The sequence below is a fragment of the Pseudomonas sp. Sample_9 genome, assembly GCF_004307535.1.
GTDB classification, from domain to species: domain Bacteria; phylum Pseudomonadota; class Gammaproteobacteria; order Pseudomonadales; family Pseudomonadaceae; genus Aquipseudomonas; species Aquipseudomonas mercuritolerans.
In genome coordinates this window covers 1-20746 of the sequence record NZ_RAZO01000026.1, presented here as the reverse complement: position 1 = coordinate 20746, position 20746 = coordinate 1, and the positions used below count along the sequence as shown (strand labels likewise).

Annotated in this window: 13 protein-coding genes and 1 pseudogene; 6 read left to right on the top strand and 8 right to left on the bottom strand. The window is 59.8% G+C overall.

Annotated features, from left to right (window positions below; genetic code table 11):
- Positions 1–630 precede the first annotated feature (630 nt).
- Together D6877_RS01650 and D6877_RS01645 are read left to right on the top strand one after the other, a co-directional pair.
- On the top strand, positions 631–3768 hold the full coding sequence (locus D6877_RS01650) for a transglycosylase domain-containing protein (protein ID WP_130909651.1): 3138 nt from the start codon (positions 631–633) through the stop codon (positions 3766–3768).
- Positions 3769–3960: 192 nt separating this feature from the next.
- The gene (locus D6877_RS01645) at positions 3961–9078 is read left to right on the top strand and encodes a DUF6543 domain-containing protein (RefSeq protein WP_130909650.1); all 5118 of its coding nucleotides are present in this window, start codon (positions 3961–3963) and stop codon (positions 9076–9078) included.
- Positions 9079–9130: 52 nt separating this feature from the next.
- On the opposite strand, the gene D6877_RS01640 is transcribed toward D6877_RS01645, so the two are convergent.
- From D6877_RS01640 to D6877_RS01615, 6 genes are all read right to left on the bottom strand, one after another.
- Positions 9131–10309, bottom strand: coding sequence for a hypothetical protein (locus D6877_RS01640; protein ID WP_130909652.1), 1179 nt, complete (start codon positions 10307–10309; stop codon positions 9131–9133).
- Positions 10310–10386: 77 nt separating this feature from the next.
- Complete coding sequence (locus D6877_RS01635) at positions 10387–10890, bottom strand: CS1 type fimbrial major subunit (RefSeq protein WP_178083615.1); 504 nt, start codon at positions 10888–10890, stop codon at positions 10387–10389.
- Positions 10891–10923: 33 nt separating this feature from the next.
- Positions 10924–11667, bottom strand: a complete 744-nt coding sequence (locus D6877_RS01630) for a molecular chaperone (protein WP_130909648.1) — start codon at positions 11665–11667, stop codon at positions 10924–10926.
- 43 nt (positions 11668–11710) lie between these two features.
- Positions 11711–12742 (bottom strand): hypothetical protein, encoded by a 1032-nt coding sequence (locus D6877_RS01625; protein WP_241662830.1) that lies wholly within the window; start codon positions 12740–12742, stop codon positions 11711–11713.
- 191 nt (positions 12743–12933) lie between these two features.
- Positions 12934–15456: a CS1-pili formation C-terminal domain-containing protein gene (locus D6877_RS01620; RefSeq protein ID WP_130909646.1), complete on the bottom strand. Its 2523-nt coding sequence runs from the start codon at positions 15454–15456 to the stop codon at positions 12934–12936.
- Between the two features lie 115 nt (positions 15457–15571).
- The gene (locus tag D6877_RS01615; protein WP_130909645.1) at positions 15572–16054 is read right to left on the bottom strand and encodes a CS1 type fimbrial major subunit; all 483 of its coding nucleotides are present in this window, start codon (positions 16052–16054) and stop codon (positions 15572–15574) included.
- 499 nt (positions 16055–16553) lie between these two features.
- Between D6877_RS01615 and D6877_RS01610 the strand changes: the two genes are divergently transcribed.
- From D6877_RS01610 to D6877_RS29745, 3 genes and pseudogenes are all read left to right on the top strand, one after another.
- Positions 16554–17129, top strand: a complete 576-nt coding sequence (locus tag D6877_RS01610) for a PadR family transcriptional regulator (protein ID WP_130909644.1) — start codon at positions 16554–16556, stop codon at positions 17127–17129.
- The gene (locus D6877_RS01605; protein ID WP_130909643.1) at positions 17126–17911 is read left to right on the top strand and encodes a siderophore-interacting protein; all 786 of its coding nucleotides are present in this window, start codon (positions 17126–17128) and stop codon (positions 17909–17911) included. The genes D6877_RS01610 and D6877_RS01605 overlap by 4 nt, the downstream gene beginning before the upstream one ends.
- Before the next feature lie 24 nt (positions 17912–17935).
- Positions 17936–18022, top strand: a pseudogene (locus D6877_RS29745) (metal ABC transporter ATP-binding protein); the annotation flags it as partial.
- A 9-nt stretch (positions 18023–18031) separates the two neighbouring features.
- Here the strand turns inward: D6877_RS29745 and D6877_RS01595 are convergent.
- On the bottom strand, positions 18032–18670 hold the full coding sequence (locus D6877_RS01595; protein ID WP_130909642.1) for a Pr6Pr family membrane protein: 639 nt from the start codon (positions 18668–18670) through the stop codon (positions 18032–18034).
- A gap of 1 nt (position 18671) precedes the next feature.
- Positions 18672–18902: a VF530 family protein gene (locus tag D6877_RS01590; protein WP_073473244.1), complete on the bottom strand. Its 231-nt coding sequence runs from the start codon at positions 18900–18902 to the stop codon at positions 18672–18674.
- A gap of 331 nt (positions 18903–19233) precedes the next feature.
- Between D6877_RS01590 and D6877_RS01585 the strand changes: the two genes are divergently transcribed.
- Positions 19234–20595, top strand: coding sequence for a carbohydrate porin (locus tag D6877_RS01585; protein WP_130909641.1), 1362 nt, complete (start codon positions 19234–19236; stop codon positions 20593–20595).
- The last annotated feature ends 151 nt before the right edge of the window (positions 20596–20746 follow it).

The window sequence follows — 20746 nt, the reverse complement described above, 5'->3', positions numbered from 1 at the left end:
GTAGAAACCGTGCCAGCAGCTTTTGGGGCCGCTTCGCAGCCCAACGGGGATGAATTCCCTCGCCACAGGGAATCCCTGCATGACTGATAAATCTGCTAGCCACCTGAATCCTTTCCTCACACAGACAACATGCCCCGATGTGAACAGCCTCTTTGTGGCGAGGGGATTTATCCCCGCTCGGCTGCGCAGCAGGCGCAACTTGCTGACACGCGGTGTGCCTGCGTAAACCGTGCTGGCGGCTTTTGGGGCTGCTTTGCAGCCCAGCGGGGATAAATCCCCTCGCCACGGGGAATTTCCGCATGACTGATAAATCTGCTAGCCACCTGAATCCTTTCCTCACACAGACAACATCCTGGGATATAAACAGCCTCTTTGTGGCGAGGGGATTTATCCCCGCTCGACTGCGCAGCAGGCGCAACTTGCTTACACGCGGTGTACCTGCATAACCGTGCCAGCAGCTTTTGGGGCCGCTTCGCAGCCCAACGGGGATGAATCCCCTCGCCACAGGGTGTGTTCCAGTTTTATTCAGGCAATCCGCATCCTCCGCTCTTCACATTTTTTTCACCGGCTCCAACCACCGTCTAAGCTTCAGACAAGTCCGATCAATCTGCGTGAATGGATCAGTCGACTATGGGCGCTTTGTGGCAAACCGATTCGAGTAAAACCGTGGTTCAGACTGAAAGTGTGAATGAAGCGCCTGTCCCTGAAAAACCCCGTCGCCAGCGGCACGGGTGGAAGGCTTTCTGGTTGCTGTTCTTGATCATTGCGGTGGTGGTGGGACTCGCCGCGTCCAAGGAAATGCGCACCTCGCGCTTCCAGGCCCGGGAGCTGAGCCAGTACGCCGCTTCGCTGACCTACAAGCTTGAACCCGGCCCCAGTGAAGCGATTCGTTATCCGGGCAACGGCCCGTTCGATCTGCGCCTGGGTTACAGCTCGCTCGATGAATTCCTGCCGCGCCTGCTCAAGCGCAATTATGTGATTACCGAGCAGACGCGCTTCTCCCCCGCCCTGCTCGGTTACACCGATAAGGGCCTGTTCGTGCCCTATTCGGAGAAGATCCAGGCCGGGCTGTCGATCACCGATTGCCGAGGCGCGCCGCTGTATCGATACAACTATCCGCAGCAACTGTATGCCGACTTCGCGGCGATTCCGCCGGTGGTGGTCAGCAGCCTGCTGTTCATCGAAAACCGCTTTCTCCTCGACCCGAAACAACCGCTGGCCAACCCGGCGGTGGACTGGCCGCGCTTCGGTATGGCGGCATGGTCGCAAGTGGCCAAGCTGCTGCGCCTGCCCGGGCAATCGGCCGGCGGCAGCACCCTGGCGACGCAACTGGAAAAGTATCGCCACTCGCCCGATGGCCTGACCGTGTCCGGCGCGGAGAAGATCCGCCAGATGATTTCCGCCAGCGTGCGCGCCTACCAGGATGGCCCAGAGACTCTAGGTTCGCGGCAGAACGTCGTGCGTGACTATCTCAACAGCGTGCCGCTCTCGGCGGTACCTGGCCACGGTGAAGTGCACGGCATGGCCGAAGGTTTGCGGGTCTGGTACGGCAGCGATTTCAACAAGGCCAACGAGCAACTGAACAGCGCGAAGACCGACCCGCAGACCATGGCCGCCAAAGGTCTGGCCTTGCGCGAAATGCTCTCGCTGATGATCGCCCAGCGCCGCCCTTCGCATTACCTGACCAAGGGCCGCGAGGAACTGGCCAACCTTACCGACAGCCATCTGCGCCTGCTCAAGCAGAACGGCGTGATCGACAGCGTCCTTGCCGACGCCGCGCTGGCGAGCACCGTGTCGTATCGCGACTGGCAGACTCAACCGACGATACAGCCGATCGAAACCAACAAAGGCATCAGTGTCGCCCGCAGCCGCCTGGCGAGCATGCTCAACCGGCCGCTGTACGACCTCGATCGCCTCGACCTGTCGGCCACCAGCACCCTGCAGGGCGATCTGCAAACGCAGGCCACGGCTTATCTGAAAAAACTCGCCGACCCGGCCTATGCCGCAGAAATCGGGCTGCTCGGAGAACGCCTGCTGACGCCGACCAGCACCACGCAAGTACGCTACAGCTTCACCCTGTTCGAACTGACCCCGGACGGCTCGCGCGTACGCGTGCAGACCGACAGCACCGACCAGCCGTTCGACATCAACGAAGGCAGCAAGCTCGAACTCGGCTCGACGGCGAAAATGCGTGTGCTGACCACGTACCTGCAAATCGTCGCCGAGCTGCACGACAAATACGGCGCGATGAGCGGACCGGAACTGAAAAAAGTCGAAGTGCCGGATCAGGATCGCCTCAGCCGCTGGGTCATCGACTACCTGATCCAGAACAAGGACCACGACCTGTCGAAGCTGCTCGGCGCGGCGCTGGACCGCAAATATTCGGCGAGCCCCGGCGAGGCGTTTTTTACCGGCGGTGGGCTGCACACCTTTCACAACTTTCGCAAAGAGGACAACGGTCGCCTGCCGACCCTGCGCGATTCGTTGCGCGAGTCGATCAACCTGCCGTTCATTCGGCTGATGCGCGACATCGTCCGCTACACCACCTACTCAGGCCCCAACGCCGAATTGCTCAAGGATGATCGCGATCCGCGCCGTCAGGAGTATCTGGCCAGTTTCGCTGACCGCGAAGGCACCTCGTTCCTGCTCAAGTTCTGGAAGAAGTACCGCAACAAGGATACCCAGGCGCGTCTCGATACCTTCCTCGACAGCATGCGCCCGACGCCTATTCGCATGGCCGCAGTGCATCGCTATCTGTTGCCCGAGGCAAGCCAGGAAGACTTCAACCGCTTCGTGCGCTCGCACCTCAAGGGCACCAAGCTCAACGAAAAACTCACAGACGACCGTTTGATCCGCCTCTACGATTCCTATGGCCCCGGCAGTTACGATTTGCCCGACCAGGGCTTCATCGCCAAGGTGCATCCGCTGGACTTGTGGATGATGGGTTATCTGCTGCATCACCCGGAAGCGACCTTCAGCGAGATCGTCAAGGCCAGCCATTTCGAGCGCCAGGAAGTCTACAGCTGGCTGTTCAAGAGCCGGCACAAAGGCGCGCGCGACAGCCGCATTCGTACCATGCTCGAGATCGAAGCATTCCTCGACATTCATCAGCGCTGGCAGAAAGTCGGCTATCCGTTCGATCACTTGGTGCCGTCACTGGCCACCGCTATTGGCAGTTCCGGTGACCGTCCCGCAGCGCTCGCCGAGCTGATCGGCACCATCCTCAACGACGGCGTACGCATGCCGACGCTGCGCATCGACAGCCTGCACTTCGCTGCCGGTACACCCTATGAAACCAGGCTGATCAACGACCCGCACGTGGGCAAACGGGTGATGCCGGTGGAAGTGGCCCGGGCCATGCGCGAGGCGCTGTCGCAAGTGGTCGATGCCGGCACCGCCAAACGCCTGTCGGGCAGTTTCAAATTGCCCGACGGCACACCCCTGGCCATGGGCGGCAAAACCGGCACCGGCGACAACCGCATCGCGGCGATCGGTTCCGGCGGGCGGATCATCAGTTCGAAGTCGATCAACCGCACGGCGACCTTTGTGTTCTACATCGGCGATCACCATTTCGGCACCCTCACCGCGTTCGTGCCCGGGCGCTCGGCGGAGAACTTCAAGTTCACCTCGGCCCTGCCCACACAAGTGCTCAAGGGCATGGCGCCGATTCTCACGCCGTATCTGCAACCGGGCAGCGATTCGCAGTGCCGACCGGTGCAAACCGCCAGCGTGGCCATGGCCGAGAACGCGATGCCCGAGCTCAAGTAACCAATCGTTTCAGGCGGCGTACGGCTCAGGGTGCCGTTTTCCATCAGCGCCGGGTGGTACTGATGTATTTTTTCCATTCGATTTTTGGTCGGATCCGACGTCAACCGCGGCGATAGCTCCCGATCTTTGAACTTTTGTTTTGCTCATGCGGCAGTAGGCTGAATACTCCCCAACAATCAAGGATGATTGGCCATGCCTACTGCTTCCCTGCCCGCCGAACCAACGGACAAAGGGCAACACTACGAGTTCATCAAATCTGCCGTCAGCGAACCGTTCAAAAACGCCACCGTCAGTCGGGGCCAAGCCCTGGCGGCAACACCTCTTAACGTCGAGCCCTGGTACACGAACGTGGGCGCAGGCTCGATGGAGAAGCTTGCTGCCGCCAACCTCAAGGCCTGGACATCACAGAACAGCGTCGATCATGCACTGGCGAAAACCGACCTCTACGCATTTGCCGAGCCGTTGTTGAAAGCGCTGATCAAACAACGCCACGGCATCGAGCCGGATGTGCGCAATACGTACCTTCTTCTGTATCAATCAAAAAAGCTGCCCTGGTACACGATCAATATTTCCGAAGGCGCCACTGGTCGGACCGTGTCGTTGCTGGATGCTGCCCTGCACAATTTTGCCAGCCATGAACAAGTCGAGCAGGGCTCGGCGTATATCAGCAAACCCGATGCCCTCGGACTTTTCGATGTGCTGCCCATCGCCAACAAGATGTCCATCGCCCGGTTCCAGACGTTATGCCGCGATCTGGACCTCGGTGGACAGTACAAAACCCATCTCGAGCAATTGCTGTTGCCCACCGAGCCGCTCGCGCAAGGTGTTCTGCAAGCACGGGTGCTGGCCGCCCAAAAAGATGCCCTCGCCGCTGCCGCGCTGATGGCCATGCTCAGGCAGGACATTCAGTACGATGCTTACGAGATGATTCTGAAGCTGATCGATGGCGATTCGCGGGCGTTGCTCGATGGTATCCCGATTCGCTGCTGCGACCTGTCCATGCTTGAAACGCCATTGACCGGCGTACTGTTGATGGTGCACGGCGCTCGTGCCTCCCAGGGTCAGCGAAGGCTTATCGTCTACGTTCCGCATGACCCTGATCATCCGCTCAAGGACTACGACTCGCTGGGTGCCTTCAGGGACGAGTTGACCCGCCAATTGCGTGAAGACCGCTACAGTCACGCAACCCGGCAGACCTACCGGCAATTCTTCAGCCAGTTCGTCGACCAACAGCAGCGCGGGCATTTCTTTGCGTTGCTCGAGCAACGCCTGTTCACTATCAGCTATCACCCGCGAACGGCCCCGAACGATCAGCGCCCACCCTGGCGCAAAACGCCTGTTGCCAAGCCCAGGCTGCAATTCAATCATCTGCCGGTGCGAGGCAATTACTGGCGCCATGCGTACGAGCAAAAGCTCAACAAAATCCTCAATGACGCCAGGGAAGTTGCCGTGTCCACGGCGGTGGCCGACAGCAAGGCGCGCTGGGAATGGTGGGAAAATTTCAAGAAAATCGTCTCGGACATCTTCAATGTTGCGCTGTTGATCGCCACCCCGTTCGTGCCCGGGCTTGGCGAGTTGATGATGGCCTACACCGCTTATCAATTGACCACCGAAGTCATCGAGGGCGTTGTCGATCTCGCCGAAGGCCTGTGGCAGGAAGCGGCGGACCATGTCATTGGCGTGGTCACCAGCGTCATCGAACTGGCTGCGTTCGGCGCCGCAGGGCAAATCGGCAGCGCCTTCAAAATCAAGCTGTCGCCGCTGGTCGAAGGCATGCGGCCGGTCGAGTTGCCGGATGGCAGACCGAGCCTGTGGCATCGCGATCTGAGCCCGTATGCGCGCAACGACCTGGCCCTGGAGCCGCAATCCAGACCCGATCGACACGGCCTGCATCAGCACCCGAGCGGAAAGGTCCTGCCGCTGGAAGGCAAGCTGTATGTCGTTGACAAGGCGTCGACCGACCCGGCTGTCAACACGCACCGCATCCAGCACCCGCGCCGTGCCAATGCTTATCAGCCGCAGGTCGAACACAATGGTCATGGCGCGTGGGTGCACGAAGCGGAGAACCCACTGGACTGGCCGGACGCCAGACTGATGCCCCGCCTGGGTCACAGCGTCGACAATTTCACGCCGACGCAACTGGAACAGATTCAGCGCACCAGCGGCACCTCCCACGGCGAACTGCGGCGCATGCATCTGGACAACAATCCGCCACCGCCACTGCTGGCCGATACGGTCAAACGCTTCAGCGCTCGAGAGCAGGTGCGAAACGCCACAGCGAGCATACGCAACGGTCAGGCAATTGACGCCGACTCGGTGTGGCTGGAGCCGATACTGACCAGCCTGCCGGGCTGGCCACCGGCGCGCGCACTGGAAGTATTCGCCAACCAGGAGCTGACCGGTTACTCGCGCAAATACGGCAACCCGCTTGCCCAGCAGAGCGACACCCTGCGCATCAGCCTCGCCGACCTCAACGCCGGCGAGTTGCCGGAACGGGTCACGGCTTTTCTACGCGAGGAGGAACTGAACAGTCTGCTGGGGCCAATGCTCACCCCGGAACAACGCGTGCCAGCGTTGCGCAATCAACTCGCGGACGCGGTCAAAAAACGCCGCAACGACGTAGCCCGGCATGTTTATCAGGCGGGCGAGCGCGGCACGAGCGATGAGCTGCGCACGGTCAAACAGGTGTTTCCCGAACTGCCGCTGCCGCTGGCAGAAAAAGTCGTGGCCCGTGCCCGTCCTGCCGAGCTGCAGACAATCCGTGAGGAGCACCGCTTGCCGCTGCGCTTGAAAACCGAGGCCCGTGAACTGGATTTCGAGGCCTCGACCAGCCGCGCTTATGAGGGCTTTTATGGCGACGGGCCGACGACGGCGCAAAGCGAACGCTTGGCACTCAACACCTTGAAAATCAATAGCGACAGTTTTGCCGATCTGCATATCGAGGTGCGTGACGGCAGCCCTGAAGGACCACTGCGCTGCAGTGCCGGACCGCAAGACGCGACAAACGTGCGGCGCCTGATCCGCGATGAGAAGGGCCGCTACGAAGTACTCGACGTTGACGGCCGCAGCGTCCACGCCAACGCTGATTTCTACGAATCGCTGCTGCAGGCGCTGCCGGACGAAGCCCTGGCGAGCATCGAACTTCGGCGCGGCCAGGGCGAGGGCTTCAAGCTATGGATCATGGACCGTTGCGCACTGCCGAGCGAACGGCGTATCGCGCTGGCCGAGCCGCCCATCCGCCCGGTAATACCCCATGAAACCGAACGACTGGTGCGTGGCTGGCCACGTTTCCTTGGTAGCCCGACACCGGAGCAACGAATCAGTGAACTCTACCCGTTGATGAACGAGAGGGAGGTCACTGCGTTTGTCGAAACACTCACGCGCCGAGGCAAACACCTGGAAGCTATCGACCAACTCGAAAGCGAACGCAACCAATTGCAGAGCGAGCTGCGTAACTGGCGTGACGGCTACAGCGAACGCGACGGCGAAACAGGGCACCCTCATCTGTCAATGGAATTCCAGCGCGAAGGTGGGCAGTTTATTCTGGATCGGTTGACCGAATGTTTTGATCGAAACAGCGAGATTTTCGGTGAGCGCAGCGTCCACCCCGACCAGGGCTACACCCTGGATCTGTCGTCCGACCTTCAAAATCACAAGCTGGAAAACTGGTGGAATGACCTGCGCAGACGTCCAAAAATGAAGCCCTATTTCGATCGCATTACCGCACTGAAAATCGATCGGGCAAGGCTGCCGCCAGACCCCAGCATCCTGCTTAGCACCTTCCCCAATTTGCGCCAGTTGAGTGCGCGCCAATGCGAGCTCAAGGAGCTGCCTTCGATTCTTGGGCTGATGCGACAAATGGAACAACTCGATCTGGCCGACAACGCTATCCGGCTGACCACCGAGTCGCGCCAGGACCTGGGCGCGCTGGACCGACTGCGCACCCTCAATCTAAACGGCAACCGCCTGCAAATACCGCCTGACGTCAGCCGGATGGATCATTTGACGAATTTGCACCTGCGAGATACCCGTCTCAAGGCCTGGCCCGAAGGGTTGTTCGAAGTTGGCAGCACGCCGAAACAACGACCGCGCAGCTTCACGCTGGACATGCGCGGAACCAACGTCGACACGTTGCCGGAAGTCGCCGCCAAGTCCGATCAGGAGTTAATTCTGAGCCGGTCACGCCTGGACCCGTCATCGCTCACGCCCGACGACCGCATTCGCTACGGCAAATACCGTGAGTCCGCAGGTTTCAGTGCCGTACAGGATTACCTGCCGGCCGCCAGCGACGAGCTCCTCCATTGGAAGACATTTCCGCGAAATTCCATCGACTTCAGCCCGTCAGGTTCACTGAGCAGGTACCGCGAGGAGTCGTGGCACGATCTGATGGCCGAGCCCGATTCCGCTGGTTTTTTCAGCGTGATCCGCAAACAGCGCGAAAGCGCCGATTACCACACGGATGAAGGACGCCGGCGCCTGACCCAGCGCGTCTGGGAAATGGTCGACGCGGCCGCTGTCGACGCCAAATTGCGCGAGGCCCTGTTCAAGCAGATCGTCTCCCCCGAGGACCGCGGTGATCTGGGCGCGCAATTGTTCAACTCGCTGGGAATGAAAGTGCTGGTTTCAAAGGCCTACACGGAGTCGACCTCACCGGCCATGCTGGAGGACAGGCTCGTACGCCTGGCCCGTGGTGCGGCTCGTCTGAACAAAGTGGCCGATGAAGCCGCTTTCGAATACAAGACCCAGGAGGCGTTGAACGCCAGCGACCCGAAGAATCTGGCGCCCGACGAAGTCGAGGTTCACATGGTGTACGAGACTGCTCTGGCGGGACGGCTGCAGTTGCCATGGCAGACGGACCAGATGCTGTACCGCCCGCGTTCCGGCGTTACCGTGGAAAAGGTCGACGCGAGTTACGCAAGAATCATCCAGGGTGAACAAGGCGATGGCCTGGTCAACGCCATGCTCGATCTGAACTCGGACAACTTTTGGGCTGACCACCTGCGCAAGACGTACCCGGAACTCTACGAACTCAATGATCGGACTTTCGAGCCCATGGAAGGCCTGCTCGATGAGCTGCGCGAGGCCAAAGCCGAATGGGCTGACCCGAACGGGCAAGCCAATCCGCATACACTTGCCGCAAAGATGCAGAAACTCGCCGATCAGCTGGACATTGCCGATGAACCCGGGCTGTTCGACGAAGTCCCGATGAGCCAGCAACGTTACCAGGAACTTTTGAACGGAATCGGCTACAAGCGCAACGAGCTGTCACGCCGCCTGACCCGCGAAGCGATGGCCAGAGCCGGCCTGTAAAACCGCACATATCCGACCGACCAGCCTTCGAAGGCTGGCCGGTCTGATCCATCTAGTCCACCTCTGAATCCCAGATCACCGTGATATTGCCTCTGAAGGGTCGGCCTTTGGCATTGATGATCAACCAATTGGTGGACGTCGGCCCTACTTCGAAATGCAGCGTTCCCGGCTTGCGATCCAGATAAATGCCCGGTTGAAACGCGGCACTGGCCTGGCGTTTGAGCGGGTACCGATTGACCGGTTGACCGGTACTATCGGTCAGGCCGCTGGGCAGACTGACACTGACGTCTACCGCGCCGGCGTAACCCGACTCGCGGTCGACGATGCCGCAGCCGGAGCCAAACCCAAGGTCGTGCTCACACTCGATACTCATGCTGAATCTGGACGACGCGGAAATCAGGAAGGTCTGATCGCGAAACAGCCGCACAGGCTTGCGACCGCTGTCCAGCCATGACTGCCATCCACCCTGGGGTTGCAGCACAACCTGATTGCCGCCAGGCGGAATGTCGACTTTGAGGGTGTGCTGTACGTCGAGTACGAAATCCAGCGTGACGCGATCATCGTCCGGCTGAAATTGCGATCCGAAGCTGAAATCGCCACTGGGCCCCATGCTGTAGGTCAATGAACCGGTATACAGGCCCGAAGACATACCCAGGGGATTGGGCGTGCGCAATTCGTAAGCGAAGTCGAGGGTGTCGAAATACATCGACGGAATGGTGGCCGTGGTCGCCTTGGTACACAGCGCTTCGACAGGCGTTTTCCAGAAAAACCGGTAACTGTTCGGCGAGAAGAAACCGACACCGCTGTAGCGGCAGGGCGAGGGTGCGTACACCCAACTGCTGCCGCTCCACAGCAATTGATGGCCACGCAGCACGTCGCTCACACCAACCAGCTCGTGTGCCGGCTGACTCAGGACATACGTGGAGCCGATGCCGGTAATACGCACCTCAACGGTTTCGGTCTCCATCGTTTCGGCGTTGGTCACGGTCAATCGGCGCCAGTTGGCCGGCACCTTTATGCCCACACCCCAGCCAGGCGGGAGACTGGACTTTGAGTCGAATCGAACCGGCAACTGAATACTGAACACCGAGTTTTCCGCACATTGACCGGGATAACTCGCGCAATAACCGCTATTCGGAGTCTTGTTCACGAACACGTTCTTGCTCGGTTGCGCAGGGTCGGGTTGAAACAGCGCGCGGATCTCCTGGTTCACCGCCTGCGCCTGCCCCATGCTCAACGCAAGCGTCAGGCCCAAACCGTAAATCGCAGGCCTTGACAGCGGTTTGATTGGTTTTGCAGTCATGTTCATTACTCAGCGCCTGGCGTACTGGCACTGAACATCAGCAGTACGTTGCCGTAATAGTTCCCTGAACGGTATCCGCCTACGGGCTCGACCGGCTCGATCTTCAGCGCGACGCGCTTGCCGGCGGCGGCCTCCTCCCGGGAGAGCACTTGTCGCGGAAGGACGTGAGAGCTCAACTCCACATTGTTGAACGTGACCCGCAATTGGATAATCTCTCCCGGCCTGCCGTTTTCCAGAAAAGGATCAAGCAGCAGGCGGGCATCAATGGCGCTGCTGTCATGGCGTGCATCGAAATTCTTCTCCAGGCTGCCCAGCGTGGCTTTCGGATAATCCCAGAACAGTTGCTGGGGCCGGTGAATCCAGTCCGGCTCTGCTGGAATCACATAGAACGGGCGGCTGGGAATGGTCAGCGACACTTCGAAGGTGTGCTCTTCTCGCGCTCCCCAGGCCTCGCTGCCGCTCAGGCTGGCGGCGGCCAGCAGCACGAGCGCGGTAGATTGCTTGATCATTTTGGTTACCCGGTGCGTCATTGGAAAACCGTGTTAGCGGCTGGCGATCTTCATGGTCTTTTTGGCGTTGCCTTCAATCAGGAAGAAGCGGTACTCGCGACCCTTCTCCTTGTCGAAGGCGAACGTCTTGCCAGCCAGAACGTGATGTTTGGTGGTCGCCCCGCAGTCGCTTTCCTTGCTCAGCGAGCAGCTTTTGAACTCGTCGACGATGACCACGGTGTTGCCGTTGTTGCGCAGTTCGTAGCGGCTCTCGGTGTCATTGACTGCCGTGTCGAAACGCGCATCCCTGGGCCGCACGAAGAAGATCGTGCCGAACCCGGTCATGACGTTGACGCCCGCCGAGAGTGATTTCCTGTATTCGTCGCGCTCTTCGCCGCTGACCACGAAGTCGTCTTCCTTTTCCGGTACCACCGGTACGAAGCGCACGCGAAAATAACGCTCTTTATCGCGAGCGCCCATGTACAGCAGACGCGTGCCCTGCATGCCCTGCGCCGGCACGATCAGCCGTGCCGGGCTGGCCATCAGGCCGTTTCGCGAGGCGCCATCGGCAGCGTTCACCACCGGAATTTCCTGCGGCGTACCGTCGGCGCCGTAAACGATTTCCAGGACATTGATCTTGACGAACGCCGTGGCGTCGCCGCTGTTGAAGACCCGTTTGAGATAGGTGCTTTTATCGGCATCGAGATAGTCGTACACCGTGCCGACATTGATCTGCGGCCCGGCCTGCGCCGTCAGGCAAAACAAGCTGAGCAGGCTCAGCAGCAAACTGCGATTCATTGTTTCAACTCCACTGGATTGGAAAAGGCCCTGTCTGACGTGCTCATACATCCGAATCCCATATAACGGTCACGTTGCCGCGCAGCCTGTCGGCGACGCCGGGTCTGAGCAGAAAATCGATGGCGAATGGGGTCATGTCGAAATGCAGAGTGCCGGGCTTGCGGTCGACATACAGGCCTGGCTGGAACGGACCGGCCCACGTGTTGAAGTTCAAACGATGACGGGTGACCGTCTGGCCGGGACTGCCAGGACCACTGATGCCGGGAGGCAACGACATCCAGACCTGGATATCTGTGGTGTTGCCCTCAGCACTGCCCAATCTGCACGTGTTCCCTCCGGGAGAGTTGCACAGCATCATGACCTTGAAGCGCGACGACGCAGAGATGTAGAACAGCTGATCGCGAAAAACCTGCGTCGGTTTGCGCCCACTGTCCAGCCAGGACGCCCAGCCGCCCGCCGGCTCCAGGGTTACGTTGTTGGCGCCAGGCGGAAGATCGATCTTCAGGGTGTGCTGTACGTCGAGTACGAAGTCGAGATTGAGGCTGGCATCGTCCGGGCGCAGCACCGAGCCGAAATCGAAGTCGCCAGCGGGTCCGATGCTGTAGGACATCGAACCGGTATACAGGCCTGAAGACATGTTCAGCGGATTCGGCGTACGCAACTCGTAGGCAAAATCCAGAGTTTCGAACGATATGGTCGGAATCATGAACGCCGTATATTTGGTGCAGCGCGCTTCTACCGGTGTTTTCCAGAAAAAACCGTAGTGGCTGGGACCGTAGGGCAGATTTCCGCTGAAGAGGCAAGGCGCGGCGGCGTTCACCCAACTGCTGGTTGTCCACAGCGCACGGTGTCCTTCGAGGTCATCGTCAGCCCCCGTCAGTTCTTTGGCCGGTTGACTCAGGCGATAGGTGGATCCGATACCGGTAATGCGGATTTCGACAGTCTCCACCTCCTGGGTATCGGCATTGGTCACCGTCAGCCGCCGCCAATTGGCAGGTGCCTTCACCGGTATGCCCTCGCCAGGCAAGAGAAAACGACTGGCGTTGAAATTCACCGGCACGCGAATGCTGAACATGACATTTTCCGCGCACTGGTTCGGGTAATTCGCGCAGTAACCACTGTTCGGCGTTTTGTTGACGAATACGTTTTTCGTCGGCTGGGCGGGATCCGGGCGAAACATTGCGCGAATTTCCTGACTCGCGCCGTGAGCGGTGGATATCCCCAACGCCAGTGCCAGTGCGCAACCCTGTGCTAAAAGCTTCATCATCAGCCCGCCTTCTGTGCAGTGGAGGTAACGTCCGCCAGGGTGTCCGGCGTGCAGCGCAGATCGCCGATCATCAACACGTTGTTTTCGCTGCGATGGTCGGCCTCGTTGAGGCGGAACTGGCACAGCAGTTGGTTGCCCTGACGCACTTCCAGGGTCGGCGAGCCGGCATTCATTTCCATCGAGAAGAAGCCGTCGACTTCGGTCACGCCCCGGCTGGCATGGTTGATCACGTGGTGACCCTTGAGGGGCTGCCCGCGTCCATCGACCAGGCGACCGAGCACGGTCAGGGTTTTCATCACGCGAATCTTGCGGTACTCGACCCCGCCCTTGTTCAGGTGATAGCGAGTGCGCGCCGGTTCGATGGTGGCAGCCGGGACGGCGTTGCCTTCGAAATCGAAACTCACCGAGCTGTTCTGGTAGGCGGTGATCGGAATGAAATTGCGCCCCGGTTTCAACGCCGTGCCGCTGCCGCTGTAATCGTCGGCACGCAGGACGATGTCCTCGATATCCGACTCCACATCAACGATCATCCCGGCGCCGCGCACTTCGCTCTGGCTGGTCATGAGCATTTGCTCACCGCCAACCACCAGGGTGCTGTCAACGTTGAGGCCGCCGGTGAAATTGCCGTTGTACGACGAACGCTGGATGAAGCCGTCGCCGTTGATCGAGTCGGTGCGGAAGTTGGCCAGGCTGGAAACACCCAGGCCATAGGTGTCGGTCAGCGCGGTCACCGACACGCTCTGCAGCACGTGATCCTTCAGTTCCTTGCGCCAGCCGAGTGAGGCATTGTTGTCGCGTTTTCCATCGCGAGCGGTGCGTGAACCGATGCTGCCGGTGAGTTGCTGGCCAGGCGCGCCGAGTGCCAGGTTGATGCTCAGATCGACGCCGCGGTTGCGCGCATCGCCGCTGCTGTAACTGCCGGGCCGATCGAAAATCGACAGGCGCCAGCTGGCATCGCTGCCCAACAGCACGGTGCGCTGGGTCCAGCCCAGATCGACGCCCATACCTTCGACATTGCCTTCGCTGTGCGAGACCCGAGCGTTGAGCGAACTCTTGCTGCTCACGCGGTGGTTGAGCGCCAGCGATGAATTGCTGGTCTGGCCAACGAAGACGTTACGCGGACGAATACGAGTGCCGTCAGGCAATGTGTCATAGGTGTTGGTGGTGTCGAGCCAGCTGCGGTTGTGGCTGATCACCAGACTGCCCGAGCCATAGTTGTAAAGGCTTTGCAGATCCAGACCGGTGCCGTAGTCCTCGGTCTTGTAGACGTTGGCGTACAGGCTGAGGTGGTTGGCCAGGGTCCAGTCAATCGACGTGCCGTACTGCAGTTTTTCGCGGATCTGGCGCGCCGAAGCGCCGATAATCACCCGCGGGTGCAGCAGATAGTTCACCGCCGCGCCGGCGGTGGGACTGCCGCTCGACTGCGTGTCCCAGTTGCTCAGCAGTTTGCTTTCTTCGCCGGCGAACAGGTTATAGCGCCAGCGCTCGTCGAGGTTGCGCCAGTTGTTGGGCTTGTACACCAACTCCTGAGTCGTCGAGGTGATCTGGCCGTCTTCGATCAGGCGCACCTCCACTTCATAGATGCCGCCGGGCAAAGGTCGAGTGTCGAGCGTCTGCAATCCGGCCGGCACCGATTGCGTATTGATCAGCAGACCGTCGCGCCAGATCTCCACCGACCCCTGACGATTGGCCGTTACATAGATCGGGTAAACGCTGGGCATCGGGCTGTTGATGGCGAGGCTGTCGGAGCTGCCGTACATGACACCGACTGCCGTATCGGGGCTGGTACCAAACGTACGCGGCTGACGCGTCAGTCCTTCGGAATTGGGGGTGAAATAGCCCAGGCGGAAGAAACTGCCTTGCAGTTCGCGCTGGGTGTGCAGCTCGTGCACGGCGTGGTACAGCTTATCGTCGGGGCCGCCGAGCCGGGCAACTTGCAGGTTGAGCGTCTGGCTCCAGTTGCCCAGGCTGGAACTGGCTTCCAGGCCAAAACGTCCACCCAGGTCCTGATCCTGACCACCGTTGAGATTGAGCTGGTTGCGCACCATCAGGCCGCTGCTGCCCCCGCTCGGCTGTTCGTAATAACGCTTGGCCGCTACGTCGCGTTCGGCGTTTTCGGTGGCGATCGAGACCAGCGAGTTCTCCAGGTTGTAATGCACCGCCAGAAACTGGTCCGGGCACGAGCCGCTGCACGCCCCCAGAGGCACGCCGGGCTTGAAAAAACTCGCCCATTTTTCCCGCTCGGCAGGGCCGAAGCGGTTTTCGCTGGTGTCGGTGAATTCGAGAAGCGTAATGCGATCATCGCGAGACAAGACCACCATGGCCTCACCCAGCGGCTGCTGATCGACTTCGACCCGCACCGCCAGCGGTACATCGAAGAAATGCTCCTCGAAATCCGCGGGCAAACCTTTTGCCTGCGCCAGCAGACTGCGTGGTGTGGTACCGGCGGTGTTGGATGCGACGGCTGCGCTGGCACAAAACAACAGCGCAAGCGCAGCCGCGATGGGGGTCATCGGGAACATGAACTTGTACTCAGATTTTTTCTAACGAAGGAAAATCCGGCGAGGCGGACACGGGTGTACGCCCCACTGGTCAGTGTTCTGCATGAACGAGAACACTTAGCGCCTGATCATGGGATCAAGGTGCTGGCGGAACGGCGTCGAAGATCATCGCCACGGAACCGGTGTAATCACCTGGCTGGAAGCTGTTGCCCTTGGCGGAGATTTTCAGCGGTGCGCGGTAGTTGACGTCAGACTCGGCTTCACCCACGACCAATTGCGGAGTCAGTGTCAGTTCCTTGTTGTTGAGCATTACTTGCAGGTCGATCGAACTGCTGCCGGAAACCAGTTTCGGCTGGCTTTCGAGGCTGGCATGAACCGAGCCATTGTTATTGCGCACATCGAAGAAACCATTGACTTCGGCCATTTTTCCGGTGCTTGGCTGATAGCTCATGTCCTGGTCCTTGTTGACCAGATCCGGGTCGGTCGGTACGACATAGAAACCATTGGTTGGCACGTGAGCGATCAGACTGATGGAGTGCGACGCTTCGCCCGCAGCGAAGGCGGTCGAGGACATTGCCAGAAGAGCCAGTGGAGCAGCGATTGCGATTTTCTTGAACATCGTTCAGTACCTGTTTGCTTTATATAGGGGGGTGTCATTGAAAGTTCACAAACGCTTTTGCTCATCGACCGCCGGAGCAACTTGAACTTTCAATGGCGGGCATCATCGACTGTTGCCTCTGGAATGTAAGCAGGCAACTTCCGACAAACTCGTAGTTAAACAACCCCACACCCCGCCAGAAAAAAGAACAAAAAACAGATACTTGCAACATTCACTGTAAGTTGCGCCCTACACACAGTTATGAGCAAAAAACCATACAGCAACTTAGCCGCTTTAAAGCGGCAACTTGCGAGGAATTAGAATATATACTCAAGTACAACTAGAGCGATAACTTTAACTTTAAGGTCACCGCTTTGATTTCTGCATGAAAAAGCGTTTTCCGGCTATTTTTTGCCTTCACCGCTCGTCCGCCCAAGCCAAAGCGAGGTCAAAAACGTCTTGCGCAGGCCTTAAGATATATCTTAAGTTGTATCTAAATACGACGAGAGAGAAAGCATAAATGAGAGACCATCATTCCCCACACCGCGAGCACGGCGATGGCCGCGACGGCTTCGAGAAACGCCCCGGTCGCGAACGCGGCGGCCGTGGCCCGCGCGTCTTCGCCCCCGGCGACCTGAAATTGCTGTTGCTGGCGCTGATCGCCGAGCAGCCGTGCCACGGCTACGACCTGATCCGGCAGATCGAAGGCATGTTCGACGGCGCTTACAGCCCCAGCCCCGGGGTGATCTACCCGACCCTGACCTTTCTGGAAGAGAGCGACCTGATCGCCGGTGATGCCGAGGCCGGCAAAAAACGTTACAGCGTGACCGACGCCGGTCGTCTGTCTTTAAGTGAACAGGCGGTGGCGCTCGACGGCGTACGCATGCGCATCGACGTCAGCAAGCGCTCGCTGCGCGGCCATGATCGTCCGGCGGAAATCCACGAAGCCGTGCATAACCTGCGCCATGCCTTGCAGCTGCACCACGGCCGCTGGAGCGCCGAAGAAATCCTGCGGGTGCGCGACCTGCTCAACGACACCGCCAAAGCCATCGTCGACGGCCCTGCCGTTCAACCTGCCTCGGAGAAAGCCGAATGACTGCAGTCGATACTCAAACCATTCACCGCGTGATGCACGAAATCAAACGGCGCAAACTTGAAGTGCTGCGCGTCACCGACCTGACCCCGCGCATGCGCCGCATCACCCTTGGCGGGCCGGAACTGGCCGGGTTCATCAGCCTCGGGACGGACGATCACGTCAAACTGCTGTTCCCGCAGAATGCCGAACAGGCCGCCGCGCTGGAAACCCTGCAACTCGGCGCCGGCAAGGACAACGGCCCGCTGCCGCAGATGCGCGACTACACACCGCGTCGTTACGACCTGGAAAAAATGGAGCTGGACATCGATTTCGTCCTGCACGGCGACGGCCCTGCCTCGACCTGGGCGGAGCAGGCGCAACCGGGGCAGTTCCTGCATATCGGCGGGCCGCGCGGTTCGATGATCGTGCCGGACATCTTCGACAGCTACCTGCTGATCGGCGACGAAACCGCCCTCCCCGCCATCGCCCGCCGCCTCGAAAACCTCGCGGCGAATCGCAAGGCGCTGGTGGTGATCGAAGTGGAAAACGGTGCCGAGCAGCAAGTGCTGGAGAGCGCGGCGCAGTTCAATGTGATCTGGGTGCTGCGCGAAGGTGGCAGGGACAATCTGCTGACTAGCGTCAAGCAACTGCAAGTGCCCAAGGGCAATCTGTACGCCTGGGTGGCGACCGAAACCAAGGTCTCGCGGCAGATCCGCCGGGTGCTGATCGATGAGCATGGGCTCGACGAACAGTTCATTAAGGCGGTTGGCTACTGGCGGGCGGAAGGCTCTGACGAGGAGTGATTTTCCTCTGACCACAATTCCCCTGTGGGAGCGAGCTTGCTCGCGAAAGCGGTGTGTCAGTCAACATCCATGCAAACTGATACACCGCATTCGCGAGCAAGCTCGCTCCCACATTGAATATCAACTTCGTGCGGACAATCTGCGGTCGAGACCGATAATCAGCAACCCCACCAGCACAAACCCCACCAAGATCCCCCCGGCATTCGCCAGCACCTGTGGATATCCCAACACCGCCACATCAATGAACGGATACGCATAGGCGCCGAGCAGATGCCCGCGCAGCAAGGCGTAGATGAAATAAACCAGCGGATAGATCAGCCACAGCGGCAAGTGCCTCAGGCGCAACGTGCCTTTGGGGACGCAGCGCCACCAATAGCCGAGAAACAGCAATGGCATGACGTCGTGGAGCAATTCGTCGGCAACAAACTGCCAGCCTTCGGGGTGCCACAAGTGCCGCAGCAGGATGCTGTAGGCCAGACCGACCACGGCGATGCTCACCGCGATCCCGCTGCTGACCCACGGTTGCAGAAACCAGCGCCGCGCGGCGGATTCGCGCTCGGCGACCGCGCAGGTCAGCACCGTCGCCACCAGGGTGTTGGTCAATATGGTGAAGTAGCTGAAGAAACTCACCAGCCCGCCCAGCAGGCTGGCGCCGATGCTCAATCGTGCGAAGAGAATCAGGTACAGCTGAATTGCCAGCCCCGCCCAGCCCAACACGGCCAGGCCGGTGATCAGGCGTCGGCGCCTCGCGCTGTCCATCTCAAAGCGGTCGCTTGGTGCGCATCAGCTTCACGTACAGGCGTTCGACCTTCTCCCGCGCCCATGGGGTTTTACGCAGGAAGGTCAGGCTCGACTTGATGCTCGGATCGCTCTTGAAGCAACGGATGTCGATACGCTCGGCCAGCCCCGACCACTCGTAGTGAGCAACCAGTGCATTGAGGATCTGTTCGAGGGTCACGCCGTGCAGCGGATCGGGGGATTGTTCGTTCATGCCGGGCCTTTGGGCGAAGTGTTATGCAGAAGCCGCGCACCTTAGCCGAGGGGCCGGGCGGGTGGAAGGCCTTCCTTTCAAATGTAGGTCAAGGTCAAAAGATCGCAGCGTTCCGCAGCTCCTACAGGTACGCATTTCAACACGAGAGCTGCCGAAGGCTGCGACCCTTTTCGTACTGTTACCAAATCCGAAAGGATGCATGTTCATAAAAGGCCTTTGTCTTTTTGTAACAGATCATTATCCTGCCGCCCTTCCGCTGAAACGCTTCACTGCCTGCGACAATCTGAAGCGCTCGGCCTGCACTTGAAAAACATCAAAAAAAGACTTCTACATGCCTGACTTTTCCTTCTCCCGGGACAGCGCTATCTCTGCCCTGCGCACCCTTGGCGGCTGCACTGCCCTCGGCCTTGCCACCTGCGTCCACGCAGCTCCCGCGTTCGACAGTGAATCACCGTACATGCTCGGTGACTGGAACGGCACGCGCACGGAACTTGCGGAAAAAGGCTACGACTTCAAACTCGATTACACCGGCGAAATGGGCAGCAATCTGAACGGCGGTTACGATCACGACCGCACCGCCCGCTACAGCGACCAGTTCGGCCTTGGCACCCATTTGGATCTGCAAAAGATCCTCGGTTGGAACGACGCCGAATTTCAGCTGACCATCACCAAGCGCAGCGGCAACAACATCAGCAACGACCGCATCAACGACCCGCGCGTTGGCGGCTTCACTTCCGCGCAGGAAGTCTGGGGCCGTGGCCAGACCACGCGCCTGACGCAGATGTGGTATCAGCAGAAATTCTTCGATCAGAAACTCGATATCAAGGTCGGCCGCTTCGGCGAAGGCGAGGATTTCAACAGCTTCCCTTGCGACTTCCAGAACCTGGCCTTCTGCGGCTCGCAGGTCGGCAACTGGGTCGGCGGCATCTGGTACAACTGGCCGGTCAGCCAGTGGGCGCTGCGGGTCAAATATCACCTGACGCCGGAGCTGTATGCGCAGGTCGGCGCCTATGAGCAGAACCCGTCGAACCTCGATCGCGGCAACGGTTTCAAACTCAGCGGCAGCGGCACGCAAGGTGCGATCCTGCCGGTCGAACTGGTGTGGACGCCGAAGCTCAACGGCCTGCCGGGCGAATACCGCGCCGGTTACTACTACAGCAATGCCAAGGCCTCCGACGTCTATAAAGACCGCAATGACCAACCGGCAGCGCTGAGCGGCGAAGCCTACCGCAGCGCGTCGAGCAAGCACGGCGTATGGCTGGGCGTGCAGCAGCAGGTCACCAGCATCGCCAGCGACCACTCGCGCGGCTTGAGCCTGTTCGCCAACGCGACGATGCATGACAAGAAAACCAACGCCATCGACAACTACGTGCAGGCCGGCCTGACCTACAAAGGTCCGTTCGATGCCCGCGCCAAGGATGACATCGGTTTCGCCCTCGCTCGTGTGCACGTCAACCCGGCCTATCGCAAGAACGCCGAAATGGCTAACCGCGCCAACGCCGTCTACGACTACGACAATCCGGCGTTCCTGCCACCGCAGGACACCGAATACAGCGCCGAGCTGTATTACGGCGTGCACGTGACCAACTGGCTGACCGTGCGCCCGAACCTGCAATACATCCGCCATCCCGGTGGCGTGAACGACGTCGACGACGCCCTGATCGGCGGGATCAAGATCCAGTCGTCGTTCTAAAGATCACAGTTAGCCCCTGTGGGAGCGAGCCTGCTCGCGAAGGCGGCCTGTCAGTCGCTGCAGTGTTGCCTGATACACCGCTTTCGCGAGCAGGCTCGCTCCCACAGGAATGCATTTCGTTAGCCGAACAAGTTTTTATCTGAACCATGCC